The organism is Mycobacterium simulans (assembly GCF_900232995.1).
Classification (GTDB): domain Bacteria; phylum Actinomycetota; class Actinomycetes; order Mycobacteriales; family Mycobacteriaceae; genus Mycobacterium; species Mycobacterium simulans.
Map to the genome: position 1 here is coordinate 409,978 of NZ_OCVX01000005.1, position 25,834 is coordinate 435,811.

At 64.5% G+C, this 25,834-nt stretch carries 21 protein-coding genes, 2 tRNA genes and 1 pseudogene; 9 read left to right on the plus strand and 15 right to left on the minus strand.

Annotation, left to right across the window (positions count from 1 at the left end; translation table 11 throughout):
* A pseudogene (locus MSIMFI_RS20460) lies at positions 1 to 322 on the plus strand (IS481 family transposase); the annotation flags it as partial.
* A gap of 88 nt (positions 323 to 410) precedes the next feature.
* Here the strand turns inward: MSIMFI_RS20460 and MSIMFI_RS20465 are convergent.
* The 4 genes from MSIMFI_RS20465 to MSIMFI_RS20480 all read right to left on the minus strand — a co-directional run bounded on the left by MSIMFI_RS20465 (position 411) and on the right by MSIMFI_RS20480 (position 2,961).
* A tRNA-Glu gene (locus MSIMFI_RS20465) sits at positions 411 to 483 on the minus strand.
* Between the two features lie 73 nt (positions 484 to 556).
* Positions 557 to 628 (minus strand) — tRNA-Gln (locus tag MSIMFI_RS20470).
* Between the two features lie 75 nt (positions 629 to 703).
* Positions 704 to 2,167: a glutamate--tRNA ligase gene (gene gltX, locus MSIMFI_RS20475; protein WP_191498892.1), complete on the minus strand. Its 1,464-nt coding sequence runs from the start codon at positions 2,165 to 2,167 to the stop codon at positions 704 to 706.
* Positions 2,164 to 2,961: a fumarylacetoacetate hydrolase family protein gene (locus tag MSIMFI_RS20480; protein WP_191498893.1), complete on the minus strand. Its 798-nt coding sequence runs from the start codon at positions 2,959 to 2,961 to the stop codon at positions 2,164 to 2,166. The genes gltX and MSIMFI_RS20480 overlap by 4 nt, the downstream gene beginning before the upstream one ends.
* 235 nt (positions 2,962 to 3,196) lie before the next feature.
* On the opposite strand from MSIMFI_RS20480, the gene MSIMFI_RS20485 reads away from it, so the two are divergent.
* Positions 3,197 to 4,447: an MFS transporter gene (locus tag MSIMFI_RS20485; protein WP_224770343.1), complete on the plus strand. Its 1,251-nt coding sequence runs from the start codon at positions 3,197 to 3,199 to the stop codon at positions 4,445 to 4,447.
* On the opposite strand, the gene MSIMFI_RS20490 is transcribed toward MSIMFI_RS20485, so the two are convergent.
* Both MSIMFI_RS20490 and serA read right to left on the minus strand, forming a co-directional pair.
* Complete coding sequence (locus tag MSIMFI_RS20490) at positions 4,444 to 5,454, minus strand: 3-isopropylmalate dehydrogenase (protein ID WP_191499100.1); 1,011 nt, start codon at positions 5,452 to 5,454, stop codon at positions 4,444 to 4,446. The genes MSIMFI_RS20485 and MSIMFI_RS20490 overlap by 4 nt on opposite strands.
* A gap of 2 nt (positions 5,455 to 5,456) precedes the next feature.
* Positions 5,457 to 7,043, minus strand: a complete 1,587-nt coding sequence (gene serA, locus MSIMFI_RS20495) for a phosphoglycerate dehydrogenase (protein WP_191498894.1) — start codon at positions 7,041 to 7,043, stop codon at positions 5,457 to 5,459.
* A gap of 111 nt (positions 7,044 to 7,154) precedes the next feature.
* On the opposite strand from serA, the gene MSIMFI_RS20500 reads away from it, so the two are divergent.
* Together MSIMFI_RS20500 and wrbA are read left to right on the plus strand one after the other, a co-directional pair.
* Positions 7,155 to 8,585, plus strand: a complete 1,431-nt coding sequence (locus MSIMFI_RS20500; RefSeq protein WP_191498895.1) for a phytoene desaturase family protein — start codon at positions 7,155 to 7,157, stop codon at positions 8,583 to 8,585.
* Complete coding sequence (wrbA, locus tag MSIMFI_RS20505; RefSeq protein ID WP_191498896.1) at positions 8,582 to 9,184, plus strand: NAD(P)H:quinone oxidoreductase; 603 nt, start codon at positions 8,582 to 8,584, stop codon at positions 9,182 to 9,184. The genes MSIMFI_RS20500 and wrbA overlap by 4 nt, the downstream gene beginning before the upstream one ends.
* A gap of 66 nt (positions 9,185 to 9,250) precedes the next feature.
* Here the strand turns inward: wrbA and ilvC are convergent, their stop codons facing one another.
* Genes ilvC through MSIMFI_RS20520 form a run of 3 tightly spaced genes read right to left on the minus strand, consistent with a single transcriptional unit; the run spans position 9,251 to position 12,671 of the window.
* On the minus strand, positions 9,251 to 10,252 hold the full coding sequence (gene ilvC, locus MSIMFI_RS20510; RefSeq protein ID WP_191499101.1) for a ketol-acid reductoisomerase: 1,002 nt from the start codon (positions 10,250 to 10,252) through the stop codon (positions 9,251 to 9,253).
* Positions 10,253 to 10,296: 44 nt separating this feature from the next.
* Positions 10,297 to 10,815: an acetolactate synthase small subunit gene (gene ilvN, locus MSIMFI_RS20515; protein ID WP_191498897.1), complete on the minus strand. Its 519-nt coding sequence runs from the start codon at positions 10,813 to 10,815 to the stop codon at positions 10,297 to 10,299.
* On the minus strand, positions 10,815 to 12,671 hold the full coding sequence (locus MSIMFI_RS20520; RefSeq protein ID WP_191498898.1) for an acetolactate synthase large subunit: 1,857 nt from the start codon (positions 12,669 to 12,671) through the stop codon (positions 10,815 to 10,817). The genes ilvN and MSIMFI_RS20520 overlap by 1 nt, the downstream gene beginning before the upstream one ends.
* A 334-nt stretch (positions 12,672 to 13,005) precedes the next feature.
* Between MSIMFI_RS20520 and MSIMFI_RS20525 the strand changes: the two genes are divergently transcribed.
* Positions 13,006 to 13,383 carry a PH domain-containing protein gene (locus MSIMFI_RS20525; RefSeq protein ID WP_191498899.1) on the plus strand — a complete coding sequence of 126 codons (378 nt, stop codon included), beginning with the start codon at positions 13,006 to 13,008 and terminating at the stop codon, positions 13,381 to 13,383.
* Positions 13,384 to 13,602: 219 nt separating this feature from the next.
* On the opposite strand, the gene MSIMFI_RS20535 is transcribed toward MSIMFI_RS20525, so the two are convergent.
* The gene (locus MSIMFI_RS20535; RefSeq protein ID WP_186242226.1) at positions 13,603 to 14,457 is read right to left on the minus strand and encodes a DoxX family protein; all 855 of its coding nucleotides are present in this window, start codon (positions 14,455 to 14,457) and stop codon (positions 13,603 to 13,605) included.
* Positions 14,458 to 14,663: 206 nt separating this feature from the next.
* Here MSIMFI_RS20535 and MSIMFI_RS20540 point away from each other — a divergent pair, with 206 nt between their 5' ends.
* Positions 14,664 to 15,785, plus strand: a complete 1,122-nt coding sequence (locus MSIMFI_RS20540) for a PQQ-dependent sugar dehydrogenase (protein WP_191498900.1) — start codon at positions 14,664 to 14,666, stop codon at positions 15,783 to 15,785.
* A 9-nt stretch (positions 15,786 to 15,794) separates the two neighbouring features.
* Here the strand turns inward: MSIMFI_RS20540 and MSIMFI_RS20545 are convergent, their stop codons facing one another.
* The 4 genes from MSIMFI_RS20545 to MSIMFI_RS20560 all read right to left on the minus strand — a co-directional run bounded on the left by MSIMFI_RS20545 (position 15,795) and on the right by MSIMFI_RS20560 (position 20,040).
* Positions 15,795 to 16,379: a flavin reductase family protein gene (locus tag MSIMFI_RS20545; protein WP_396820486.1), complete on the minus strand. Its 585-nt coding sequence runs from the start codon at positions 16,377 to 16,379 to the stop codon at positions 15,795 to 15,797.
* Between the two features lie 72 nt (positions 16,380 to 16,451).
* Positions 16,452 to 17,963, minus strand: a complete 1,512-nt coding sequence (gene gatB / locus MSIMFI_RS20550; protein WP_191498902.1) for an Asp-tRNA(Asn)/Glu-tRNA(Gln) amidotransferase subunit GatB — start codon at positions 17,961 to 17,963, stop codon at positions 16,452 to 16,454.
* Positions 17,964 to 18,045: 82 nt separating this feature from the next.
* A complete protein-coding gene (locus tag MSIMFI_RS20555; protein ID WP_224770344.1) occupies positions 18,046 to 18,921 on the minus strand; it encodes a MinD/ParA family ATP-binding protein in 876 nt (291 codons plus the stop codon).
* A gap of 324 nt (positions 18,922 to 19,245) precedes the next feature.
* Positions 19,246 to 20,040, minus strand: a complete 795-nt coding sequence (locus MSIMFI_RS20560; protein ID WP_224770345.1) for a MinD/ParA family ATP-binding protein — start codon at positions 20,038 to 20,040, stop codon at positions 19,246 to 19,248.
* Positions 20,041 to 20,728: 688 nt separating this feature from the next.
* On the opposite strand from MSIMFI_RS20560, the gene MSIMFI_RS20565 reads away from it, so the two are divergent.
* Genes MSIMFI_RS20565 through MSIMFI_RS20575 form a run of 3 tightly spaced genes read left to right on the plus strand, consistent with a single transcriptional unit; the run spans position 20,729 to position 24,702 of the window.
* Complete coding sequence (locus tag MSIMFI_RS20565; RefSeq protein ID WP_186242220.1) at positions 20,729 to 21,421, plus strand: TetR/AcrR family transcriptional regulator; 693 nt, start codon at positions 20,729 to 20,731, stop codon at positions 21,419 to 21,421.
* An 18-nt stretch (positions 21,422 to 21,439) separates the two neighbouring features.
* Entirely contained in the window at positions 21,440 to 21,874 is a 435-nt protein-coding gene (locus MSIMFI_RS20570) for an MmpS family transport accessory protein (protein WP_186242219.1), read from the plus strand.
* Positions 21,871 to 24,702 (plus strand): MMPL/RND family transporter, encoded by a 2,832-nt coding sequence (locus tag MSIMFI_RS20575; RefSeq protein WP_191498903.1) that lies wholly within the window; start codon positions 21,871 to 21,873, stop codon positions 24,700 to 24,702. The genes MSIMFI_RS20570 and MSIMFI_RS20575 overlap by 4 nt, the downstream gene beginning before the upstream one ends.
* Positions 24,703 to 24,776: 74 nt before the next feature.
* Here the strand turns inward: MSIMFI_RS20575 and MSIMFI_RS20580 are convergent, their stop codons facing one another.
* Complete coding sequence (locus MSIMFI_RS20580) at positions 24,777 to 25,808, minus strand: ATP-dependent 6-phosphofructokinase (protein WP_186242217.1); 1,032 nt, start codon at positions 25,806 to 25,808, stop codon at positions 24,777 to 24,779.
* Positions 25,809 to 25,834 lie beyond the last annotated feature (26 nt).

Sequence of the window (25,834 nt, forward strand, 5' to 3'; positions counted from 1 at the left end):
AGCCACCGCCTACACCGCACGCCCCAAAGCCACCCCCGGGCAACGCCTCGACACACACAACCGCGTCCGCAACGACCGCATCGACCAATACGGAAAACTCACCCTGCGCCACGCCGGGCGCCTGCACCACATCGGCATCGGCCGAACCCACGCCCGCACCCGCGTCCTCGTCCTCGTCCTCGTCCTCGTTCAAGACCTCAACATCAGAATCATCAACGCCACCACCGGCGAACTCCTCCGCCAGCTAACACTGGACCCCACCAGGGACTACCAACCCCGCGGCGTCCCCGGCAACCGCCCAAAAAAGAAACCCGAACCCTAAACGGATCTTCGGATTCCAGCGGGGTCCGGTGCGGGCCCCGCTGGAATCCGAAGATCCACTATTCCGATGTCTTGAGACATCACAACTGTAGCCCCGATGGGATTCGAACCCACGCTACCGCCGTGAGAGGGCGGCGTCCTAGGCCGCTAGACGACGGGGCCGTAACCGATCCGAGCTGTCAGCATAGCTCACCCCGGTAAGCGCACCTAATCGCTTTGCCGCGGTGAGACTTTGCTGGGGTACCAGGACTCGAACCTAGAATGGCTGAACCAGAATCAGCTGTGTTGCCAATTACACCATACCCCATTGGCTGCCTAAAACAGCTGGTCAGAGCGTTCTACCGATGCTGCTGCCAGCCGTTGTAGGCCGACGTGCACACTATCAAAGATTTGGGTCGCAGCGCTCACGTGCGGCCCGTAGCCGCTGCAGGCTGCGGTCGCGCCCGAGTAGCTCCAGCGATTCGAACAGCGGCGGGCTCACCGTGGTTCCGGTAGCGGCGACGCGGATCGGGCCGAACGCCTTACGGGGTTTGAGACCGAGGCCTTCGATCAGTGCGACCTTGAGGGCGGCCTCAATGCGCGCCGTGGTCCAGTCCGTCACGCCCTCCAGCGCGGCAAGCGCGGCATCGAGCACCGGACCCGCGTCCGGACCCAACTCCTTAGCGGCGGCCTTGGGGTCGATGGCGTACTGGTCGTCGTTGAGAAACTTCAGCAGATTCCACGCGTCACCGAGCACGACGATGCGGGTCTGCACCAGTTCAGCAGCCGCGGCGAATTCCGGGTCGCTCAGCTCGATGTGATGGCCATGTGTGTCCAAGTAGTCGCGCAGCCTGACGGTGAAGTCGGCAATGTCGAGCATCCGAATGTGCTCGGCGTTGAGCGCGTCGGCCTTCTTCTGGTCGAACCGGGCGGGGTTTGAGTTGACGTCTACGACGTCGAACGCCGCCACCATCTCGTCGAGGCTGAACAGGTCGCGATCGTCGGCGATCGCCCAGCCAAGCAAAGCAAGGTAATTCAGCAGCCCCTCGGGGATGAAGCCCCGGTCGCGATGGGCGAATAGATTCGACTGCGGGTCGCGCTTGGAGAGTTTCTTGGTCCCCTCCCCCAATACCGTCGGCAGGTGGGCGAATTCCGGAACCCGATCGGCGACCCCGATGCGGATCAACGCCTGATACAACGCCAGCTGCCGCGGAGTCGACGGCAGCAGGTCCTCGCCACGCAGCACATGGGTGATCTTCATCAGCGCGTCGTCACACGGGTTGACCAAGGTGTACAACGGATCTCCGTTGGCTCGGGTCAACGCGAAATCGGGCACCGAGCCGGCCGCGAACGTGGTGGGCCCGCGCACCAGATCGTTCCAGCTGAGATCTTCGTCAGGCATCCGCAGCCGCACCACCGGCTTACGCCCCTCCGCCAGGTACGCGGCTCGCTGCGAGTGGGTCAGGTGTCGGTCGAAATTGTCGTAGCCCAGCTTGGGGTTGCGGCCGGCGGCGACATGGCGGGCCTCGACCTCCTCGGGTGTCGAAAAGGCGTAGTAGGCCTCTCCCGCCGCGAGCAGCCGATCCACTACGTCGCGGTAGAGATCGCCGCGCTGCGATTGCCGATACGGGCCGTATGGTCCGCCCACCTCGGGGCCCTCATCCCAGTTCAGGCCGAGCCAGCGCAGCGCGTCGAGCAGCGCCAAATAGCTTTCCTCGCTGTCGCGCTCGGCATCGGTGTCCTCAATGCGAAAGACGAAGGTGCCGCCCGTGTGTCGGGCATAGGCCCAATTGAACAACGCGGTGCGGACCATCCCGACATGGGGAATGCCGGTGGGCGACGGGCAGAACCGAACACGTACTGTCACGACTTTCCTTTGCGGACCACGGGATTGGTTAGGGTGCCGATTCCCTCGACGGTGACCGAAACGGTGTCACCGTCCTCGATGGGACCGACTCCTGCGGGCGTACCGGTAAGAATGAGATCACCTGGCAGCAACGTCATTACGGCTGAGATCCATTCCACGATGGCGCCGACGTCGTGGATCATCAGCGAGGTCCGGCTGTGCTGCTTTACTGCGCCATTGACCTCGGTGCGCAGCTCGAGATCGGCCGGGTCGACATCGGTGATGATCCACGGCCCGACCGGGCAGAAGGTGTCGTGTCCCTTCGCCCGCGTCCATTGGCCGTCGGATTTCTGCTGATCGCGGGCCGACACGTCGTTGCCGATGGTGTAGCCGAGGATGTTGTCGGCGGCTTGTGCCGCTGGGACGTCCTTGCACGGCCGGCCAATCACAATCGCGAGCTCACCCTCGAAGTGCACCGGTGATGCGTTGGCGGGCAACCGAATCGGCACATTGGGTCCGATAATTGCGGTGTTGGGCTTGAGGAATATCACCGGGTCCGCCGGTGCCGGGCCAGTGAGGCCGCCCATCTCGGCGATGTGATCGGCATAGTTTTTGCCGACACAGACCACCTTGCTGGCCAATATCGGGGCCAGCAACCGGACGTCGGCCAGCGGCCACGAGCGGCCGGTGAAGGTCGGTGCGCCAAACGGGTGCTCGGCGATCTCGCGAGCGGTCATCGTGCCTGGGTCGTCCAACTCGCCGTCGATGCTGGCGAAAGCGACCCCGTCAGGGCTGGCGATTCGACCAAGGCGCATTCGGATGAGCCTAGCCGGGTGACGATGCGGGCCCGCAGGGCCCGAGGAGCAGGCCGGCAATCCAGCACTGCGGCGGTCGCGAGCCCGGCTTAGCCGGGTGAGACGGCTCGACCTCAAACTCGATAGCACATGCGCTATCAACGTCGAGGCTGCAAAATGGCTGACCGCACCCCCAGCAGCGATGCGCAAACTCCGCATGCCATCAGGTCCCACCCGCCTGTGCGAGCATGGGTGGATGTCGAACGTCCCGGCCAGCGCCGGCGCACGTTGGTCGATCGTCATCATCTCGCTGGGAGTGACGGCGAGTTCTTTCGTGTTCATCAACGGCGTCGCATTCCTGATCCCCGCGCTCAAAGCCACGCGCGATGCCTCGCTGACCGAAGCCGGTCTGTTGTCGTCGATGCCGAGCTGGGGCATGGTAATCACGCTGGTCGGCTGGGGCTACGTACTGGACCGTGTGGGCGAGCGGATTGTGATGACCGTGGGCTCGGCGCTCCCCGCGATTGCGGCCTATGCCGCGGCTTCGGTCGATTCGTTGGTGCTGATGGGGTTCTTTTTGTTCCTCGGCGGCATGGCCGCCGCCAGTTGTAACAGCGCCGGTGGCCGGCTGGTTTCCGGCTGGTTCCCGCCACAGCAGCGCGGACTGGCCATGGGTATCCGACAGACCGCTCAGCCGCTGGGAATCGCTGTGGGTGCGTTGGTTATTCCCGAACTGGCCGAACGAAGTCCACACACGGGCTTGATGTTTCCCGCAGCGGCATGCACGGTGGCGGCGGTGGCCAGCCTCATCGGCGTCGTCGATCCGCCACGGAAATCCCGCAAGGCGGCCACCCAAGCGGAATTGGCCAATCCGTATCGCGGGTCGTCGGTGTTGTGGCGAATTCACGTGGTATCAGCGCTGCTGATGATGCCGCAGACGGCGACCGTCACATTCATGCTGGTGTGGCTGATGAATCACCATGGCTGGTCGACCGCGGCGGCCGGCGGCTTGGTGACCATCTCGCAGCTGCTCGGAGCGGTGGGCCGCGTCGCCGTCGGCCGCTGGTCAGATCGCGTCGGCTCCCGGATGCGCCCGGTCCGCGTCATCGCCATTGCCGCCGCGTTGGCGCTGTTCTCGTTGGCCCTCACCGACAACATCGGATCGCGTTACGACGTATTGCTCATGATCACGATCTCTGTTCTCGCGGTGTTGGACAACGGACTGGAGGCCACCGCGATCACCGAGTACGCCGGACAATTCTGGAGCGGTCGCGCGCTGGGCGCCCAGAACACCACGCAGCGGCTGGCGGCCGCTGCCGGGCCACCCCTCTTCGGTGCGCTGATCAGCACGTCCGCCTATCCGCTGGCGTGGGCGCTATGCGGTTTGTTCCCGCTGGCAGCGGTGCCGCTGGTGCCGACCCGATTGCTGCCGCCGGGGCTGGAGACTACAGCTGATGGCCCGGCTCCCCCGCAGACGGCTCCGCCGTCTGCATCGTCGCCGGGCTAAAGCGCGGCGGCAATCCGTTCGCCGACATCGCTGGTGGCAAGCCGTTCGTTCCCGCGACTTGCCAGGTAGGTCTCGACCGCTCGGTCCACCCGGGCAGCGGCGTCGTCCTCGCCGAGGTGGGCAAGCAGCAGCGCCACCGACATGATCGCCGCGGTCGGATCGGCGATGCCCTGACCGGCGATATCTGGCGCGCTGCCATGCACCGGCTCGAACATCGACGGATTGGTCCGGGTGGCGTCGATATTTCCACTGGCGGCCAAGCCGATACCACCGCACACCGCCGCGGCCAGGTCGGTGATGATGTCGCCGAACAGGTTGTCGGTGACAATCACGTCAAAACGACTGGGGTCGGTGATCATGTGGATGGTGGCCGCGTCCACGTGTTGATACGCGATCTCGACGTCGGGGTACTTCTCGCCGACCTCCTGCACGGTTCGCCACCACAGCGCCCCGGCGAACGTCAGCACATTGTTCTTGTGCACCAGTGTCAGGTGCTTGCGACGCTGGTGGGCCCGCTCGAACGCGTCTTGTACCACGCGACGCACGCCGAACGCGGTGTTGACGCTGACCTCGGTGGCCACTTCGTTCGCCGTGCCAACCCGAATCGCGCCCCCGGTACCCGTGTACGGCCCCTCGGTCCCCTCGCGCACCACGACGAAGTCGATGCTGGGGTCGCCCGCCAGTGGGCTGCGCACCCCGGGGTACAGCCGGGCGGGTCGCAGATTGATGTGGTGATCCAGCTCGAAGCGCAGCCGCAGCAACAGCCCGCGCTCCAGCACGCCGCTGGGGACCGACGGGTCACCGATCGCCCCGAGCAGAATGGCGTCGTGTTCGCGCAGTTCCGGCACCACCGAGTCCGGTAGCACTTCGCCGGTGGCATGGAAGCGTCGCGCACCGAGGTCGTAGCTGGTTTTCTCCACGCCAGGCAGGACGGCGTCGAGAACCTTAACGGCTTCGGCGATTACCTCCGGACCGATGCCGTCGCCGGCGATGACGGCCAGCTTCAGCTTCACGAAAGATCAACCACCTCAAGCCGGTTAGCGCCCACGGCCTCGCTGATCGCCGACCGCACATCGTCGGGCACGTCCTGATCCAGCCGCAGCAGAATCGTCGCGCCGGGGCCCTCGGCGTCCTCGGACAGCTGCGCGGCTTGGATGTTCACCCCGGCCGCGCCGAGCAAGGTGCCGATCTTGCCAAGTGCGCCAGGCTGATCGATGTAGTTGATCACCAGGTTCGTCCCCTGGGCGCGAAGGTCGAAGTTGCGGCCGTTGATTTGCACGATCTTTTCCGTCAGTTGCGGCCCCGACAGCGTGCCTGCGACATTGACGACCGAGCCGTCGGCGGCGACGCCGCGAACATCGACCATGCTGCGGTGGTTGGGGCTTTCGCTGGCCTTGGTGATCTCGGCGGTTACGCCACGTTCGGCCGCCAGGGCCGGCGCGTTGACGAACGTCACCGGATCTTCGATGACAGCCGAGAACAGGCCGCGCAGCGCCGAAAGCTTGAGTACCTCGACCTCTTCAGCGGCCAGCTCACCGCGCACCTGCACCGACAACGACACCGGCAGTTCGTCGGACAACGCGGCAACCAGCACCCCGAGTTTGCGCGCCAGATCCAGCCACGGCGCGACCTCCTCGTTGACCACTCCGCCGCCGACGTTGACCGCGTCCGGAACGAACTCTCCGGCCAGAGCCAGTCGCACGCTCTCGGCGACATCGGTGCCGGCGCGGTCCTGGGCCTCAGCGGTGGAGGCCCCGAGGTGCGGCGTGACTACCACCTGCGGCAGCTCGAAAAGCGGACTGTCGGTGCAGGGTTCGGTGGCGAAGACATCGAGGCCAGCGGCCCGCACATGTCTGCTGATGATCGCGTCGGCCAGCGCGGCCTCGTCCACCAGGCCGCCGCGCGCGGCGTTGACGATGATGACACCCGGCTTGGTTTTGGCAAGGGCATCCTTGTCGATCAGGCCTGCGGTCTCGGGCGTCTTGGGCAGGTGCACCGAGATGAAGTCGGCTTGGGTGAGTAGCTCGTCCAACGACATCAGCTCGATGCCCAGCTGCGCCGCCCGTGCGGGCGACACATACGGGTCGTAGGCGACGATGTGCGCGCCGAAGGCTGCGATCCGCTGGGCGACTAGCTGCCCGATCCGGCCCAGACCCACCACGCCGACGGTCTTGCCGAAGATCTCAGTGCCCGAAAACGACGACCGCTTCCAGGCGCGCTCACGCAGCGAAGCGTCCGCCGCCGCGATCTGGCGGGATGCGGCCAGCAGCAGCGCAATAGCGTGTTCGGCGGCGCTGTGAATGTTCGATGTCGGGGCATTGACCACGAGCACGCCGCGGGCCGTGGCCGCGTCCACATCGACGTTGTCCAGCCCGACGCCGGCGCGGGCGACGATCTTCAGCTTCGAGGCCGCGGCGAGCACTTCGGCGTCCACGGTGGTCGCCGATCGCACCAGCAGCGCGTCGGCCTCGGGCACTGCGGCCAGCAGCTTTTCCCGGTCCGGACCGTCTACCCAGCGCACCTCAACCTGGTCTCCCAGGGCAGCGACCGTTGATTGGGCGAGTTTGTCGGCGATTAAGACAACAGGCAAGTTCACGCGGCCAGCGTAGTCGGAGATCGCAAGCGCGGCAGAGCCGGGCGCAGCGGGTCGCCGCCATCGAGCTCAGTCGGGGATGCCGCCGTCGGCAGAGTCGGCTGTAATCGGAGTGTGGACGTCACCGTCGTCGGCAGCGGGCCCAACGGGCTGGCCCTGGCCGTAATTTGTGCCCGAGCAGGTCTGAAAGTCCAGGTCGTCGAGGCCCAACCTACCTTTGGTGGCGGCGCCCGCAGCGCGGCCGACATCGAATTTGACGGAGTCTTACACGACGTGTGTTCGGCGGTGCACCCGCTGGCATTGGCGTCACCGTTTTTCGCCGAGTTCGACCTGGCCGCCCGCGGCGTGACGCTGGAGGTACCGGAGATCTCTTACGCCAACCCGTTGCCGGGACGGCCGGCGGCGATTGCCTATCGCGATATCGACCGCACCTGCGCCGAGTTGGACGACGGTGTGTCGTGGCGGCGCCTGATCGGGACGTTGGTGATGAACTCCGATGCCGTCGTCGCATTCCTGCTCGGCAATAAACGGTCGATGCCCGATGCGTTGCTGCCTGTCATCCGCCTCGGGCTGCGGATAGTGGCCCAGGGCACCCCGGCGTGGCGGTCGCTGGTTGGCGAAGACGCTCGTGCGTTGTTCACTGGCGTTGCCGCCCACGTGATTTCGCGTTTGCCGTCATTGTCGTCAGCGGGCGCCGGGTTGTTGTTGGCGACGCTCGGCCACACGGTTGGCTGGCCGGTTCCGCTGGGCGGAACCCAAACCATTACCGATGCCCTGATCGCCGATCTGCGGGCGCACGGTGGTGAACTAACAGCAGGCACCGAAGTCACCGAACCGCCGGGCGGTGTCGTCGCCTATGACACGGCACCGACCGCGCTGCTGAGCATCTACGGTGACGCACTTCCGTCAAAGTACGCAAAAGCATTGCGCCGCTATCGTTTTGGACCTGGAGTCGCGAAGGTGGACTTCGTGCTCAGCGACGACATTCCGTGGTCGGACCCGCGGTTGCAGCGGGCGCCCACCCTGCACCTCGGTGGCACCCGCGAGCAGATGGCACGCGCCGAGGCAGACATTGCCGCCGGGCGTCACGCTGACTGGCCGATGGTGCTTGCCTCCTCGCCGCATATCGCCGACCCCGGTCGTATCGACGCGGGCGGCAACCGCCCGCTGTGGACCTACGCCCACGTGCCGTCGGGATCCAGTCTCGACGCGACCGAGGCCGTGACCGCCGTCGTCGAGCGCTTCGCCCCGGGATTCCGCGACATCATCGTCGCGGCGCGCAGCGTGCCCGCCGCACGGATGTCGGACCACAACGCCAACTACGTCGGCGGCGATATCGGGGTGGGCGGCAACTCGACCTGGCGCGCGCTGGCCGGGCCCACCCCGCGGCTATACCCTTGGTGCACACCGCTTCCCAAGGTGTACCTGTGCTCGGCAGCCACCCCGCCCGGCGCCGGCGTGCATGGCATGGCCGGTTTCTACGCGGCGCGCACCCTGTTGCGACGGGAGTTCGGCATCACCGAAGTGCCTAAGCTGGCGCCATGACGAAACTCGCGATCATTTACTACTCGGCCACCGGTCACGGCACCACGATGGCCAGGCGCGTCGCCGCGGCGGCCGAGGCCGCGGGGGCCGAAGTCCGGGTACGCCACATCGCCGAAACGCGCGACCCAGAGTCGTTCGCGCAGAATCCAGCCTGGACGGCGAACTACGAGGCAACCAGGGATCTGCCCGTTGCCACCGGCGATGACATCGTGTGGGCGGACGCGGTGATCTTCGGCTCACCGACTCGATTCGGTTCCACCACATCGCAATTCCAGACGTTCATGGACTCACTTGGCCGCCTATGGGCCGAAGGCAAGCTGGCTGACAAGGTCTACGCGGCCTGGACCTCGACAGAATCGCCGCACGGCGGTCAGGAGACCACCCTGATGGGCCTATATGTCTCGCTGATGCATTTCGGGGGCATCATCGTGCCGCCGGGCTACACCGATCCGCTGAAGTTCGTCGACGGCAACCCCTACGGGGTGAGCCGGGTCGCCACCCGAGAGAACATCAACGATCTCGACGACGCCACGGCGGCTGCGCTGGACCACCTGGCGCGTCGGGTGGTGTCAACGGCCGACCGGCTAACGCGACACTAAACCGACGCACACGACACGCCGAAAAGTGTGTGCGTGGTTTGCGTCTCGACGAACCCAGTTGGGCCCCTACGCCGTTTCGGTGATGGGACGGTCCACCCAGCTCATCAGGTCGCGCAGCTTCTTGCCGGTGACCTCGATGGGATGCTCGGCGTTTTCCTTGCGCAGCTGCTCGAGTTGCTTATTGCCGCCCTCGACGTTGGCGACCAGCTTCTTGACGAACGTGCCGTCTTGGATTTCGCGCAGGATGCCGCGCATCCGCTCCTTGGTGTCCGCATCGATGACGCGGGGACCAGAAAGGTAGCCGCCGAATTCGGCGGTGTCGGAGACGGAGTAGTTCATCCGAGCGATGCCGCCTTCGTACATCAGGTCGACAATCAGCTTGAGCTCGTGCAGCACCTCAAAGTAGGCCATCTCCGGCGGGTAGCCAGCCTCGACCATGACGTCGAATCCAGCCTTCACCAATTCCTCTGTGCCACCGCACAACACGGCCTGCTCGCCGAACAGGTCGGTTTCAGTCTCGTCCTTGAAGGTGGTCTTGATGACACCGGCGCGAGTCCCGCCGATGGCCTTGGCGTAGGACAGTGCCAGCGATTCACCCTTGCCGGTCGGATCTTGGTCGACGGCGATCAGGCACGGCACGCCCTTGCCGTCGACGAACTGGCGGCGCACCAGGTGGCCGGGCCCCTTGGGGGCGACCATCGCGACGGTGACGTCGGCAGGCGGCTTGATCAGGTCGAAGTGGACGTTGAGGCCGTGACCGAAGAACAGCGCATCGCCGGACTTGAGATGGGGCTCAATGTCATTGGCGAAGATCTCGGCCTGGGCGGTGTCAGGAGCGAGCACCATGATCACGTCGGCCCACTTCGCGACCTCGGCGGGGGTGTCGACATCCAAGCCTTGCTCGGAGACCTTCGCCCGGGACTTCGAGCCCTCCTTCAGACCGACGCGCACTTCCACACCGGAATCGCGCAGGCTCAGCGAGTGCGCGTGCCCCTGGCTGCCGTATCCGATGACGCCGACCTTGCGGCCCTGGATGATCGACAGGTCAGCATCGTCGTCGTAGAACATCTCTAATGCCACTGCTGCACTACTCCTTCTTGATTTCGGGTCTGTTATCTGGCGGTGCCGAAACCGCGGGGTCCGCGGGACAACGACACCATTCCGGATTGGGCGATTTCGCGGATACCGAACGGCTCCAGTACTCGCAGCAGCGCCTCCAGCTTGCCGTGATTACCGGTGGCCTCAATGGTCAGCGACTCCGCGGATACGTCAATCACCTTGGCACGGAACAGGTTCACCGCTTCGATTACTTGGCTACGGGTGCCCGCGTCGGCTCGTACCTTGATCAGGGCCAATTCCCGGGCCACCGAGTTGTCGTCATCCTGCTCGACGATCTTGATCACGTTGATCAACTTGTTGAGCTGCTTGGTGACCTGCTCGAGCGGGGTTTCCTCGCAGGAGACCACGATCGTCATCCGCGACATGTCCTTCTGCTCGGTGGCACCGACGGCCAACGACTCGATGTTGAAACCGCGTCGCGAGAACAGCGCCGCGACCCGAGCCAGCACGCCGGGCTTGTCCTCGACCAACACCGACAACGTGTGCGACTTCGGCGCAGAACCGGTGGCCATCAGGCGTGCCCTTCACTCTCGTCGTCAAACAGGGGGCGGATGCCGCGCGCGGCCTGAATTTCGTCATTGCTGGTGCCCGCGGCCACCATCGGCCACACTTGCGCGTCGGCGCCGACGATGAAGTCGATCACCACCGGTTGGTCGTTGATCGCGCGCGCCTGGTTGATGACGTCGATGACGTCTTCTTCACGCTCGCAACGCAATCCGACGCAACCCAGGGCCTCCGCCAGTTTCACAAAGTCGGGGATGCGGTGTGAGTGCGTGGCCAGATCGGTCTGCGAATACCGCTCCTCGTAGAACAGGCTCTGCCACTGCCGCACCATGCCAAGGTTGCCGTTGTTGATCAGCGCCACCTTGATCGGTATGCCCTCGATCGCGCAGGTGGCCAGTTCCTGGTTCGTCATTTGGAAGCAACCGTCGCCGTCGATTGCCCAGACCTCGGTGTCGGGGAGGGCGATCTTGGCGCCCATGGCCGCCGGGATCGCGAACCCCATCGTGCCCAGCCCGCCAGAGTTCAGCCAGGTGCGCGGCTTCTCGTACCGGATGAACTGCGCCGCCCACATCTGGTGCTGGCCAACGCCGGCGACGTAGATGGCGTCCGGGCCGGCGATCTTGCCCAGCTGCTCGATGACGTACTCCGGGCCCAGGCTGCCGTCGCTCTGCGGTCCGTAGCTCAGCGGATACGTCGCCCGGACGCCGTCCAAATATGACCACCAGTCGGTCATCTCGAGCTTGTCCGGAATCTCGTAATGGCGCAGCATCGCGATGAGGTCGGTGATGACGGCCTTGACGTCGCCCACGATCGGGACGTCGGCGTGCCGGTTCTTGCCGATCTCGGCGGGGTCGATGTCGGCGTGGATGACCTTGGCCTCGGGTGCGAACGAGTCGAGCTTTCCAGTGACCCGGTCGTCGAACCGGGTTCCCAGTGCGATCAACAAATCGCTGCGCTGCAGCGCTGCGACCGCGGCAACCGTGCCGTGCATGCCGGGCATGCCCAGGTTCTGACGGTGGCTGTCCGGAAACGCGCCGCGCGCCATCAGCGTAGTGACCACCGGAATGCCGGTCAGCTCGGCCAGGTTCCGCAGCTGCTCGGTCGCCTCCCCGCGGATGACGCCGCCGCCGACGTAGAGCACCGGCTTGCGCGCGGTCGCGATCAGCTTGGCGGCCTCCCGGACCTGCCGGTTGTGTGGTTTGGTGTTCGGCTTGTAGCCGGGCAGGTCCATCCGCGGCGGCCAGCTGAAGGTGCATTGGCCCTGCAGCACGTCCTTGGGGATGTCGACGAGCACGGCGCCCGGGCGTCCGGAGGCCGCGATGTGGAAGGCTTCGGCCAGCACCCGCGGAATCTCGTCGCCGGAGCGCACCAGGAAGTTGTGCTTGGTGATCGGCATGGTGATGCCCGAGATGTCGGCTTCCTGGAAGGCATCGGTCCCGATCAGCCCACGCCCAACCTGACCGGTGATGGCCACAACGGGGATCGAGTCCATCTGCGCGTCGGCCAGCGGCGTCACCAGGTTCGTTGCCCCGGGACCGGAGGTCGCCATGCACACACCGACCCTGCCGGTGGCATGCGCGTAGCCACTGGCCGCGTGGCCGGCGCCCTGCTCGTGGCGGACCAGCACGTGACGCAGCTTTTGCGAGTCGAACAGCGGGTCATACACCGGCAAAACGGCGCCGCCGGGGATCCCGAAGATGACGTCGACGTCGAGTTCCTCCAGCGACCGGATGACCGACTGCGCACCGGTAAGTTGCTGCGGTGCAACACGTTTCGGTTGAACCGCGGGCGAGGCGGCGGGCTTCACCGCGTTCGGCGCGCCATTGGCCGCAGGCTCGGTGGGTGGCTTTGTAGGTGCGCTCACTGTTCTTCCAGTCCTCTTAGTCCTGTTGGGCAAGAAAAAACCCCCGTCAGCTCAGCTGCTGCACGAGGGTTGCGCGTTGGTACTCGACCGGCTAGTCACGCACCAACGCGCCGACCAAGTACTACGATTCCGGGGTTTCCGGCGGTATTCATAGCGTCCGACGGTAGCCTTCGCACAGCTCAGCCGTCAAATCCGGCGCCGGACGGCACGGCGTTGAAAGTGCGCTCAGGGCTTTCAGTGTGCTTCCAGGGTGGTAACACGCCGCGGACGGGCTCCATGAGGTCGCGCTCAACACGGCGACGGCCGGATTGGCCAGCGGTGCGATGATGCGTGAGTGGTTACCAGATCGCCGTTAGTGATCAAGGTGTCGCCGATCGCGCACTTCGCCGTCGGATTCCTGACCCTGGGCCTGCTGGTTCCGGTGCTGACCTGGCCGGCGAGCGCGCCGCTGCTGGTCATTCCGCTGGTCTTGTCGGCGTTGATCGTCCGGCTACGCACGGTTGCGGACGAGCACGGCGTGACGGCACGGACGCTACTCGGTAGCCAAACGGTGCGTTGGGATGACATCGATGGGCTGCGGTTCCACCGGGGTTCCTGGGCGCGCGCCCAACTCAAGAGCGGTGCGGAACTGCGATTGCCCGCTGTGACGTTCTCAACCCTGCCGCAGTTGACCGAAGCCAGCTCCGGGCGAGTTCCCAACCCTTACCGGTAGTGGCGATCGCAAGCGCGGCGCAGCCGGGCGCAGCGGGTCGCCACCATCTGGTCTAGTGGCGATCGCAAGCGCGGCGCAGCCGGGCGCAGCGGGTCGCCACCATCTGGTCTAGTGGCGATCGCAAGCGCGGCGCAGCCGGGCGCAGCGGGTCGCCACCATCTGGTCTAGTGGCGATCGCAAGCGCGGCGCAGCCGGGCGCAGCGGGTCGCCACCAGCTCGTCAGGCGAGCGGATTCACGCCGTTCAGAAATACCCATACGGCGATGCCGGCGGCAATGCCGGTTAGCAGCGCTACGAATGAGCCGATAAACGGCCGGTGCGCCCAGCCCCGACGGCCATCGAAGCCGTAGCGGCCGGGACCGGTCAGGATGACGGCGACGGCCATCACGACCAGGGTGATCTGGTACTCGTGCCCGTTCGGCAGGAAGTAGGTGAAGGGGTGCGAATGCTGTGCCGACATGCTGGCGAGTAGGCCGTTGATGAAGAAGGCCAGCGCGCCCGCTGCGGCCAGCGGGGTGAACAGTCCCAGCACCAGCAGCACTCCCGCGACGATCTCACCGCCGGCGCTCACATAGGCCAGGATGTCGGCGTGCTGGTAGCCCACGTCGGACAGCGAGTTTTTGAATCCGGTCAACCCCTGACCGTTCCACCAGCCGAACAGCTTCTGCAGCCCGTGGGCAATCAGCACCGCGCCCAGCCCGAGCCGCAGGATCAGCAGACCGAGATTCTGGGTGCCGCGCCGAGAGGCCGCTCGAACCCGCTCGTCCTCCTCATCGATGTCGATGGCGGCAGGTGCCGCCTGAATCTGCCGACCAGCCGCCGATGGCTGGACGTATGGCAACGGCTCCTGCGCGTCGAGCAGGTTGTATACCGAGCTGGCGGCGGTGGAGTTAACCGGGTCGTACGGCGGGATGACGGTGGTGGTTCCGGTCCCGCTGGTTCCAAAGTCGCCGGAGAACCTGGCGGGGGTTAAGTCGTCTTCGGGGTCGACCAGGCTTGCCGAGACGGGCCGCCCCGGTGATGGCTCGGATGAATCGCCGGGCCGCTGCCAATGTGAGTCATGCGAACTGGTCACGCGTGTCAGGGTAAGGGCATTTAGACCTGAATTGGGGATTTGAGCGGCGCTTTCACCCGACAAATCCGCGCTTTATCCGGGAAATGCACACCAAGAGGCCCAAAAAGCCCTCCGGATGAGCCTGCCCCAGCCCCAACGGGGGCCTCCGCGCTCGTGCGGATGGGTCGTGTGGCGGCGATGCCCGCAATGTCCGTAGCCTGTCGATCATGCGGATAACGCGGTCGGTTCGATGCGGGATCGCTGCGCTGTGTGCGGCGATCCTGGTATCGAGCGGCTGCGCACGGTTCAACGACTCCCAGTCGCAGCCGTTCACAACCAATCCGGACCTGCGGCCCCCGCCTAGTTCCACGCCGCCACCGCCGCCGCCGCTGCCCCCGACACCCTTTCCCAAGGAATGTCCGGCGCCAGGTGTCATGCAGGGCTGCCTGGAAAGCACCAGCGGACTGATCATGGGTGTCGACAGCAAGACCGCACTGGTCGCCGAGCGCACTACCGGTGCGGTCAAGGAGATTTCCATCAGCGCCGAGCCGAAGGTGAAGATGGTCATCCCGGTCGACCCGTCCGGTGATGGCGGCCTGATGGACATTGTGTTGTCGCCCACCTACTCGCAAGACCGGCTGATGTACGCCTACGTCAGCACTCCCACCGACAACCGGGTCATCCGGATCGCCGACGGCGATATCCCTAAGGACATCCTGACCGGAATTCCTAAGGGCGCGTCCGGAAATACCGGGGCATTGATTTTCACCAGCCCCACCACGCTGGTCGTCCTGACCGGGGATGCGGGCAACCCGGCGATGGCCGCCGACCCCAAATCATTGGCCGGCAAGGTGCTGCGGATCGAACAGCCCACCACCATTGGCCAGGCGCCGCCGACGACGGCGCTGTCTGGCGTCGGCTCGGGCGGCGGCCTGTGCATCGATCCGATCGACGGCTCGCTGTATGTCGCCGACCGCACCCCGACCGCGGACCGCTTGCAGCGCATCACCAAGAAGTCGGAGGTTTCCACGGTGTGGACCTGGCCGGACAAGCCCGGCGTCGCCGGGTGTGCGGCCATGGACGGCACCGTGCTAGTCAACCTGATCAATACCAAGCTGACGGTGGCGGTCCGGTTAGCGCCCTCGACGGGTGCGGTTACGGGTGAACCCGACGTCGTTCGCAAGGACACGCATGCGCACGCCTGGGCCTTGCGGATGTCACCGGACGGCAACGTCTGGGGTGCGACCATCAACAAGACCGCCGGTGACGCCGAGAAGCTCGACGATGTGGTGTTCCCGCTGTTCCCGCAGGGTGGCGGCTTCCCGCGGAACAACGACGACAAGACCTAACGCGCCCGGTCACGGTACGTCGAGTGTGAACCTCACGCCGCCGTATCGGCGTGTCTCTTCGCCCCTCTCGCGGTTGTAGAACCGCTGCTGTGCGGCCTCCTGGCCGGGGTCGTCGGTGTCATCGACATCGAAGTCGAGGTCAGAGAGGTAGAGCAGATCTTCCTCGGACTCGGGAGCCGACACGCTCACCGGCTCCAACAGGTAGGCCACATAATCCCCGACATCGCTGCGACTGGCCGTCCTAGCCACGAACCAGGCGACCGCATCGTCGAGAATCGGCATCCCATAGGGACCGGCGCGCCACTTGCACCGCACGAATGGGTCGATCTCTTCGTCGGTTTGGTTGGCAAACAGTCCGGCCAGCAGCTGCTGGCGCTGCGCAAGTACGTGCACCGCGAGGTGCTCGGATCGGCTCGCCACCTCGGCGGTGCCGGCGCTCCTTGGCAGACCGACCATGAAACTCGGGGGCTGCACGCTCGTTTGAGTGGCAAAGTCGACGAGACAACCCGAAGGGTGACCGTCTGCCTGGGTGGTCACCACAAACCCCGGGCCGTCCAGCATCGCCATCAAGTCATCGAACGCTTCACCGACCATACGACCATCATGAACCGCCACGACGTTTTCGCACACTCCTTTGCAGCGATCGCTGGGCGAGCTCTTAGGTATTCAGCCCTGACCGCAGGCCGCCAGGACGAGTTCGCGAACCCGGGCCGCATCGGCCTGCCCGCGGGTGGCCTTCATCACCGCACCGACGATCGCACCGGCAGCGGCCACCTTGCCGCCGCGGATCTTTTCCGCCACATCAGGATTGGCTGCCAGGGCGTCGTCGACCGCGGCCTGGGTGAGTGAATCGTCGCGCACCAGCGCCAAGCCGCGAGCGGTCATCACCTGCTCGGGTTCGCCTTCGCCGGCTAGCACACCTTCCACGACTACGCGGGCCAGCTTGTTGGACAGCCTGCCTTCGTCGACCAGTGCGATCACCGCGGCAACCTGGGCAGCAGTGATCGCCAGTTCGTCGAGTTGCACGCCGGCCTCGTTGGCCTTCTGCACCAGGAAGTTCCCCCACCAGGAGCGGGCTTCCTTGCTGGGCGCGCCGTGTTCGATGGTGGCGGTGACCAACTCGACCGCACCGGCGTTGACGAGATCGCGCATTACCTCGTCGGAAATACCCCACTCCTGCTGAATCCGCTTGCGACTCAACCACGGCAACTCGGGGATGGTCTGGCGCAGTCGCTCGACCAGTTCGCGGCTGGGCGCGACGGGCTCGAGGTCCGGCTCCGGGAAATACCGATAGTCCTGGGCGGTCTCCTTTGCGCGGCCCGGGCTGGTGTACCCGGCCTCGTGAAAGTGCCTGGTCTCCTGAGTGATCCGACCGCCGGCAACCAAGACGGCGCCTTGGCGTTGCATTTCGTAACGCACCGCGACTTCGACACTCTTCAGCGAGTTGACGTTTTTCGTCTCGGTACGGATACCGAACTCGGTTGCCCCCGTAGGCTTTAGCGACACATTGGCGTCGCACCGCATGGAACCCTGGTCCATCCGCACATCGGATACGTCCAACGCGCGCAACAGGTCTCGCAGCGCCGTCACATAGGCGCGGGCGATCTGCGGCGCTCGGGCTCCGGCTCCCACGATAGGTTTGGTGACGATTTCGATCAGTGGCACGCCGGCGCGGTTGTAGTCGATCAGCGAGCCAGTAGCGCCTTCGATCCGGCCCGTCTCACTGCCGATGTGGGTGAGCTTGCCGGTGTCTTCCTCCATGTGCGCACGCTCGATCTCCACCCGCCAGGTGGTGCCGTCCTCCAGAGGCGCATCGAGGTAGCCATTGATGGCGATCGGCTCGTCGTATTGCGATATCTGGTAGTTCTTCGGCATGTCTGGGTAGAAGTAGTTCTTGCGCGCGAAGCGGCACCAGGGCACGATCTCGCAGTTCAGCGCCAGCCCGATCCGGATCGCTGACTCCACCGCCGCCTGGTTGAGTACCGGCAGCGAGCCGGGCAGACCCAGACACACGGGGCACACCTGGGTGTTGGGTTCGGCGCCGAATGTGGTGGCGCAGCCGCAGAACATCTTGGTCACGGTGGAGAGCTCGACATGGACCTCAAGGCCGAGCACCGGATCAAAGCGCGCGACGACGTCGTCGTAATCCAGCAGGTCAGCGCCTGTAGCAACACTCATGCGCTCGATCCTAACGACTTGGCCGGTGGCTCGAAGCGGGGCGGAGCGGAGCCGGGGGAAGCCGGGTGCCGCGCCTGGACGGTCAGAGGGAGGGTGAATGGGCGCTGGGGGCTTGGAGGCGCTCTCTACCGCCGCTGGGGAACATCTCCGCCAGGGCGGCCGCCATCTCCAAGTAACAGCGGCGACTTTTCCTGCTCAGCCGGTCCAGGCCGATCTCTTTGCCCTCGTGTACATGCCGATCGAACGGCAGCACCACCGTGGCGGCCACCAGAGCGGACAGTCGCTCAAGTTCCTTACACGACAAGACGCTGAGTTGGGCGGGTTCGGTGTGGTTTATCGCCAATACCGTCGACCCGACCAATTTCTGATATCCGCTGTTACACAACCACTCCAGCGTGGTTCTGGTCTTTCGAACAGCGTCGATCGGGGTGCTGCTGACCACCACAAGCGCCTGCGCCTCCGGCAAAACGGCCTCCATCACGCTGGACTTGAGTGCCTTCACGCAGTCCACCAGGACCACCGAGTAATGCTTCCGCAGCATCGAAAACACCTTGACGACGTCGGGACGCTCCAATCGCCAATGAGTGTTCGCATACTCGGGCAGCCCGAGCACTTCCAGCCCCGAGCTGTTCATGAATGTATGCGCCCGCACATCCGGATACCGAGTGACCGAATAGTCCTTGACGAGATCGACCATAGTAAGACGGCTCCGCCGGCCGTGCCGATCGGACAAGTCCCCGCCGTCGAAATCGACGGCGATCACCCGGTCGTCACGAACATCGGCGAATGTTGAACCCAAGGCCTCGACCACCGCGGTCTTGCCAACCCCACCCTTGAGGTTGAGCACTGCGATGGGAAACGCGCCGCCAAGCGGTGCGCGGATCTGGTCGCGCAGTGCGAGTTCGTAGGCCGAGCCTTTATCCCGACCGAGATCGATCCGGGTAATGCGATAGATCACGTCGCGCCAGGTTGACCTGGCCGAGTCCCGAGTGTCCCGCGAGTCGAGGCCGTCAAGCGCCGTCCCACCCGAAATCCGTTCGCGCGGAACTGGTTCGGGCGCTCTTATTCCCGACGGGTTCGTTGCCACCGACCGCGACTCGGGCGGCAGCCGGTACCCCGCCCCATTCGCGCGATAGAACTGCGGCACCGTAGTCGACGTCCAATTGGCTCGAACACGCCAGCTGGACGACGGCCGCCTCTTGGGAAGGTCTCCATGAAAACGACCGCGGTCGTTCATACCGGACGGAATAGCCAGTTTGGGTCGGTCAGAAACCGGCAAAAGTCAGACTGACAGCGGATTGGGGCCGATTTCTGCCGGGCGATCTGGTTCCAGGGCAGCTCCGGAAGACATGTCGCCCAGCACAGCGGCTAATTCGAGGTAACGGAGCCTGCTCTTCCGGCTCATCTGCTCGAGGGTAACCTGGGTGCCTTCACGCAAGTGCCGATCGAAAGGCAACATCACGACGAACGGCACCCGGCCAACCAGCTGGCCAAGTTCCGTGCTCACCGACGCGTTGGTCCTGCGTCTATCGGTATGGTTTACCGCCAGCACTGTCGATTCAAGAAGTCTCTGATATCCGTTGTCGCGCAACCAATTCAGCGTGACTCTCGTCTTTTTCAGGGCGTCGACTGAGGCGTCACTGACGATTACCAGGGCTCGGGACTCCAAAAGGACTGCCTTCATGACGGTGGACTTCATCGACTTGACGCAATCCACCAACATGACCGAGTAGTGCTTTTTGAGCGCCGACAACGCCTTGACGAAGTCGTCATGTTCGATTCGCCACTCACTGGGCGCATAGTCGGGCAGCCCCAACACATCGAGCCCTGAACCGTTCTTGTATGCGGTCGCCCGCTCATCCAGATACCGGGTGATCGATCCGTCAGCAAGGATGTCGACCATATTCACTCGACATCGGCGACCGTGCCGCTCAGCAAGATCCCCGGAATCGAGGTCCACGGCGATAACCCTGCCGTTGCGGACGTCGGCGAAAGTCGACCCGAGCGCTTCCACGACCGTGGTCTTGCCCACGCCACCCTTGAGGTTGAGGACAGCGATGGGAAAGCCGCACCCCACTGGTCTTCCGGCTGCCCGATCCCGCAGCCAGCGCAGATATATCTCCCTTTTACCGGGGCGCCGAGTGACCCGAATGAGGCGATATAGCAAACCGCGCCAATTGAACCTGCCGGTCCTGCCGGTTTCCCCTGCGTCGAGGTCGAGCGCCCAGCCATGCTGCCGTGCAGCGAGCGCCCGCGAACGCACGCGTCTTACCGGAGCCCGTTTGACCGGAGCCGTGGGCGCCGGCACGCGCCCCCATTCAAGCGGCTGTTGGTAGCCGGGATTACCCGGCTGCGGGACCCGCCGTGGCACGGTGGCGACGTCCAATCGAGGGCCATCGCGCCGCGCGGGCGGGCGTGGAGGCGGCGGTGGTGGTGGGCCCTGGGGCTCCGGCGCCGGAAGACGCTGCCGAGCCGCACCGCGATATTGACCGCGGTTAGTCATGAATCGTCCGTTACCCGGTTTGTCTTGTCGGAAACCTCGTGGTGTTTCCTCATTGGAAACCCTAAGGTTCGATGGCTGTCGCCGATTTGTTGTGAGCCGTACAGATAGAAACGCGCAGCAACCCAGGTGGGGTATTGAGCATGAACGGCCAAGCTCGTAATATGCGAACAGTAATTCGCATTCTTGTTAAGAGGTGGGTGTATGCACCAAAACACTTTTCGTGATGCATTCGCAAAAGGATCCGGCCTCGTGACACCCGGCAATGTCGGCACCGCCAATCGCTGACAGGTCGGCTCAATCGGGGTTCCATCCGCCCCAGCAAGCACGCAGCCGAGCAGCACTCCGACGGTTACTCGCCTCCGCCGAACACGTCTTGATCAATGAGGGGCTGGAAGAGCTCACGATCGCCCGCGTCGCCAACCACGCCGGAGTCTCCGTTGGTGGCGTCTACCGACGATTCGCGAGCAAAGAGCAGTTGATCGAGGCGGTAAAACTGGCGCTCGCGGAGCGACTCGAAGAGGCCGTCGCCGCGGCATTCGACACGGCCGAGCCGTCACTGGGTGGTGTCATCGACGCCTTTACCACGGCACTGGCCGAAACCCTGAACCAAAATGGCCGGCTCATTCCCGCGCTTCTGGCCAGTGCACGCAGCGCTGATCCGCCAGAGCAAGGACTGCGCACTGTCACCGGATTGCAGCAGCGGTTCGTCGATGCTGCGGCGGCTCACCAACAGCAGATCCGCCACCCGGATCCCGTGACCGCGCTCAACATTGCGTTTCGCACCGTGATTGCGGCCGGGACGCACCGCGCCGCGATATCACCTTGGTTGCCAGACGGCCTTACCTGGCAACAGTGGGCCCGCGAAATGACCGACATGGTCACGGCGCATCTGACTGCCAAGCGAAAACACCCTTCTGCTGCAACGCAATTCGGACAGACATCGACCGAAACATGACTCAAGGCAAGGGCTCTCATGGTGAAGAGGGTGCGGCGGTACTGGCTCCCGCTGTTGGTTTTGGTGGCACTCACGCTAGGGGGTTTCGTGATTCACCGGATGCACGGGGTTTTCGGCTCAGACAACGAGATCACCCGCGAAGGCTCCGGGATCGCAAGAGACCCGAAGCCGTTTAATCCAAAGCAGGTGACCTATGAGGTCTTCGGACCACCCGGCACCCTCGCGACGATCAACTATCTTGATCTGTCGGCGAATCCGCAGAGCATCAAACAGGCCCCGCTACCCTGGACGCTCACGTTGACGACGACGGCCCCGGCAACCAGTCCGATCCTGCTGGCTCAGGGCAACACCCACACGATCGGCTGCCGCATCACCGTCGACGGCAAAGTCAAAGACGAGAAGTCCAGTCACGGCGTCGACGCTTTCACCTTCTGCCAGGTCAAGTCGGCATGAGCATTCCCCGGTTCATTCACACGTTCGCGGTGCCACTCCTATTGGGTTGGATAGCACTGGCCGTGCTGCTCAACGTTGCCGTACCGCCCTTGGAAGATGTGGGCCAGGAACACTCGGTGTCACTAAGTCCCGCGGATGCTCCCTCGATGCAAGCCATGAAGCACATCGGACGAGTGTTCAAGGAGTCCGATTCCGACGCCTCGGCGATGATCGTGCTCGAGAGCGACCAGCCACTTGGCGATGAAGCCCACCGCTACTACGCCGATCTGGTCAGAAAGCTCAAGGCCGAGAAAGCTCACGTCCAGCACGTTCAGGATTTCTGGGGAGACCCGCTGACCGCCGCGGGAGCCCAAAGCAGCGATGGCAAAGCCACTTATGTCCAGCTCAACCTCGCTGGCAACCAAGGTGAGTCGCTGGCCAACGAGTCCATCGCTTCGGTCCGCGAAATCGTCGACAGCACACCGCTACCGGCCGGCCTCCACGTCTATGTCACCGGCGGGGCCGCGCTGATAGCCGATCAGCACCACGTCGGGGATACCAGCCTGCGACTGGTCACCGCGATCACGGTGCTGGTCATTTTGGTCAGCTTGTTCATCGTGTATCGCTCGGTTACCACGGTGGTGCTGGTCCTGGTGATGGTGTTCCTGGAAATCGCGGCGGCCCGCGGCGTTGTGGCCGCGCTTGGGCACTACGACCTCATCGGGTTGTCGACGTTCTCGGTGAACCTCCTGACCATGTTGGGCATCGCGGCGGGCACCGACTACGCGATCTTCGTTTTGGGCCGCTACCACGAGGCACGCAACGCCGGCGAGGATCGCGAAACCGCGTTCTACACCATGTATCGCGGTACCGCACCCGTCATCCTCGGTTCGGGCCTAACGATCGCCGGCGCGACGTACTGCCTGCACTTCACGCGGCTGCCCTATTTTCAGACGCTGGGTGTTCCACTCGCGATCGGCATCATGGTGGCGGTGCTGGCATCGCTGACCATGGCACCGGCAATGTTGGTAGTCGGCAGCCGGTTCAGACTCTTCGAGCCGAAACGGGCTGCGCGCACCCGTGGTTGGCGACGAGTGGGGACGGCCGTGGTCCGTTGGCCGGGGCCGATCCTGGCCGCGGCGTGTGCCCTCGCACTAGTCGGGCTGATCGCGCTTCCCGGCTACAAGACGAGTTTCAACGACCGGAAGTTCATGCCGAAAAACATGAGTGCGATGGAAGGATTCGACGCCGCCGACCGGCATTTCTCGCAGGCCCGGATGAATCCGGAAGTCTTGATGGTGCAAGCCGACCAGGATCTGCGTAATTCCGCGAACATGCTGATCATCGAACGCATTGCCCGCAACGTATTTCACACTCCCGGCATCGCGCGGGTGCAGGGCATCACCCGACCGTTGGGCACCCCGATCGACCACACGTCAATTCCCTATCAGATGGGCATGCAGGCCGTCGGGCAGGAATTGACGCGTGACTACATGCAGCGCCAGATGGACGGCATGCTGGTCATGGCCAACCAGATGGAGACCATGATCACCACGATGGAAACCATGATCGGGATCATGAAAGAGCTCACCGGCATTACCCATAACCTCGTTGAGCAAACGAAAACCATGGTGGCCGAGGTCAACGATGTTCGGGACCGCATTTCGGAGTTCGACGATTTCTTCCGGCCCATCCGCAGCTATTTCTATTGGGAGAAGCACTGTTTCGACATCCCGGTGTGCTGGGCACTGCGGTCGGTGTTCGACACCCTGGATACCATCGACACGCTCAGCGACTCCATCGGAGAACTGGTATCGCAGATGGACAGACTGGACGCGATCATGCCGCAGATGCTGAAACTGCTGACCCCGATGGTCTCGATGATGAAATCGATGCACACGATGATGCTGTCGATGCACAGCACGATGGCCGGAATACAGGACCAGGGTGCCGCGATGCAGGGCAAGGGCAACGCGATGGGTCAGGCCTTCGATACCTCCAAGAATGACGACTCGTTCTACCTGCCTCCGGAGGTGTTCGACAATCCCGACTTCAAACGGGGCATGGACATGTTCATCTCGCCGGACGGTAAAGCGGTGCGGTTCATCATTTCTCACCTCGGCGACCCCGCCACCCCTGAAGGCATCGCCCACGTCGATTCCATCCGCAACGCGGCCTTTGAGGCCATCAAGGGCACCCCGCTGGAGAACGCCCGCATCTATATCGCCGGCACCGCGGCCACCGCCAAAGACATGAAAGAGGGATCCACCTACGACCTGCTGATCGCCGGAGTGGGAGCGCTGATCCTGATCTTCATTGTGATGCTGATCTTGACCCGCGCCGTGATCGCCGCAGCGGTCATCGTCGGGACGGTGGTGCTCTCCCTCGGGACATCGTTCGGGCTGTCGGTGCTCATCTGGCAATACATCCTGGGCTTCGATCTGCACTGGATGATCCTTGCCATGTCGGTGATCATCCTGCTGGCGGTGGGATCCGATTACAACCTGCTGCTGGTATCGCGGTTCAAAGAGGAAATCCACGCAGGCATCAAAACCGGCATCATCCGATCCATGGCGGGCACCGGCGCGGTCGTCACCTCGGCCGGCCTGGTATTCGCGTTCACCATGATCTCCATGGGAGCCAGCGCGCTGCTCATCCTCGCGCAGGTGGGCAGCACCATCGGTATGGGCCTGCTGTTCGACACGCTTGTCGTGCGTTCGTTCATGACACCGTCGATCGCAGCGCTCCTGGGTCGCTGGTTCTGGTGGCCTCAACACGTACGCACGAGACCCAAGCCGGTGCCGACTCCGGCACAGCCGCGTCACATCTCAGAACTGGTGGGCTCGTGACTGAATGAGGGCGACCCGCAGCGCTCGGCAAACAGCGCCGAGCTTGCGCTCACCCTCTTAGGCCCCAGCGTGCGTTACCCGAAGAAGGCCGCAGCGTCGTCGTACCGGCTTTCCGGCACCAGTTTGAGCCGGCGCACCGCGTCCGCCAGCGGCACCCGGCCGATGTCCTGCCCGCGCAGCGACACCATCTGGCCGTATTCCCCGGCATGCGCGGCGTCGGCGGCGTTGACCCCGAACCGCGTGGCCAGCACCCGGTCGTAGGCCGTCGGGGTGCCGCCGCGCTGGACGTGGCCCAGCACGGTCACCCGGACGTCCTTGTTGATGCGCTTCTCCACCTCAACGCCCAGCTGGGCGGCGACGCCGGTGAATCGCTCATGGCCGAACTCGTCAATTCCGCCCTCGCGCAACTGCATCGACCCCGCAATGGGCTTTGCCCCTTCGGCCACGACGCATATGAAGTGGGAGTCGCCACGCTGGAAACGCCGTTTGACCAGCCGGCACACCTCTTCGACGTCGAAGGGCTGTTCGGGGATCAGCGTCATATGAGATCCGGAAGCCAGCCCGGCGTTCAACGCGATCCAGCCGGCGTGCCTGCCCATCACCTCCACCAGCATCACCCGCTGGTGGGATTCGGCGGTGCTGTGCAACCGGTCTATGGCCTCGGTGGCTACCGTCAACGCGGTGTCGTGGCCGAAAGTCACGTCGGTGCAATCGATGTCGTTATCGATGGTCTTCGGCACGCCGACCACGGGAACATTCTCCTCCGACAGCCAGTGCGCGGCGGTCAGCGTGCCTTCGCCGCCGATCGGGATGAGTACGTCGATGCCGTTGTCATCCAGAGTCTGCTTGATCTGGTCCAGCCCGGCACGCAGCTTGTCGGGGTGCACCCGGGCGGTGCCCAGCATCGTTCCGCCCTTGGCCAGTAGCCGGTCATTGCGGTCGTCGTTGCGTAGCTGCATGCGCCGGTTCTCCAGCAACCCGCGCCACCCGTCCTGGAATCCGACCACCGACGAGCCGTACCGCGCGTCGCAGGTGCGCACCACCGCCCGGATGACGGCGTTGAGGCCGGGACAGTCGCCGCCCCCCGTGAGAACTCCGATCCGCATGCCTTCATCTTGCCTCGCGGCCGCTA

Coding starts and splice junctions, on each gene's coding strand:
- wrbA (WP_191498896.1), top strand. CDS start 8,582: ATGACGAAACTCGCGATCATTTACTACTCGGCCACCGGTCACGGCACC.
- MSIMFI_RS20480 (WP_191498893.1), bottom strand. CDS start 2,961: ATGCGCCTTGGTCGAATCGCCAGCCCTGACGGGGTCGCTTTCGCCAGC.
- MSIMFI_RS20540 (WP_191498900.1), top strand. CDS start 14,664: ATGCGGATAACGCGGTCGGTTCGATGCGGGATCGCTGCGCTGTGTGCG.
- ilvC (WP_191499101.1), bottom strand. CDS start 10,252: ATGTTCTACGACGACGATGCTGACCTGTCGATCATCCAGGGCCGCAAG.
- MSIMFI_RS20580 (WP_186242217.1), bottom strand. CDS start 25,808: ATGCGGATCGGAGTTCTCACGGGGGGCGGCGACTGTCCCGGCCTCAAC.
- MSIMFI_RS20575 (WP_191498903.1), top strand. CDS start 21,871: ATGAGCATTCCCCGGTTCATTCACACGTTCGCGGTGCCACTCCTATTG.
- ilvN (WP_191498897.1), bottom strand. CDS start 10,815: ATGGCCACCGGTTCTGCGCCGAAGTCGCACACGTTGTCGGTGTTGGTC.
- MSIMFI_RS20545 (WP_396820486.1), bottom strand. CDS start 16,379: ATGGTCGGTGAAGCGTTCGATGACTTGATGGCGATGCTGGACGGCCCG.
- gatB (WP_191498902.1), bottom strand. CDS start 17,963: ATGAGTGTTGCTACAGGCGCTGACCTGCTGGATTACGACGACGTCGTC.
- MSIMFI_RS20565 (WP_186242220.1), top strand. CDS start 20,729: ATGTCGGCACCGCCAATCGCTGACAGGTCGGCTCAATCGGGGTTCCAT.
- MSIMFI_RS20485 (WP_224770343.1), top strand. CDS start 3,197: ATGTCGAACGTCCCGGCCAGCGCCGGCGCACGTTGGTCGATCGTCATC.
- MSIMFI_RS20570 (WP_186242219.1), top strand. CDS start 21,440: ATGGTGAAGAGGGTGCGGCGGTACTGGCTCCCGCTGTTGGTTTTGGTG.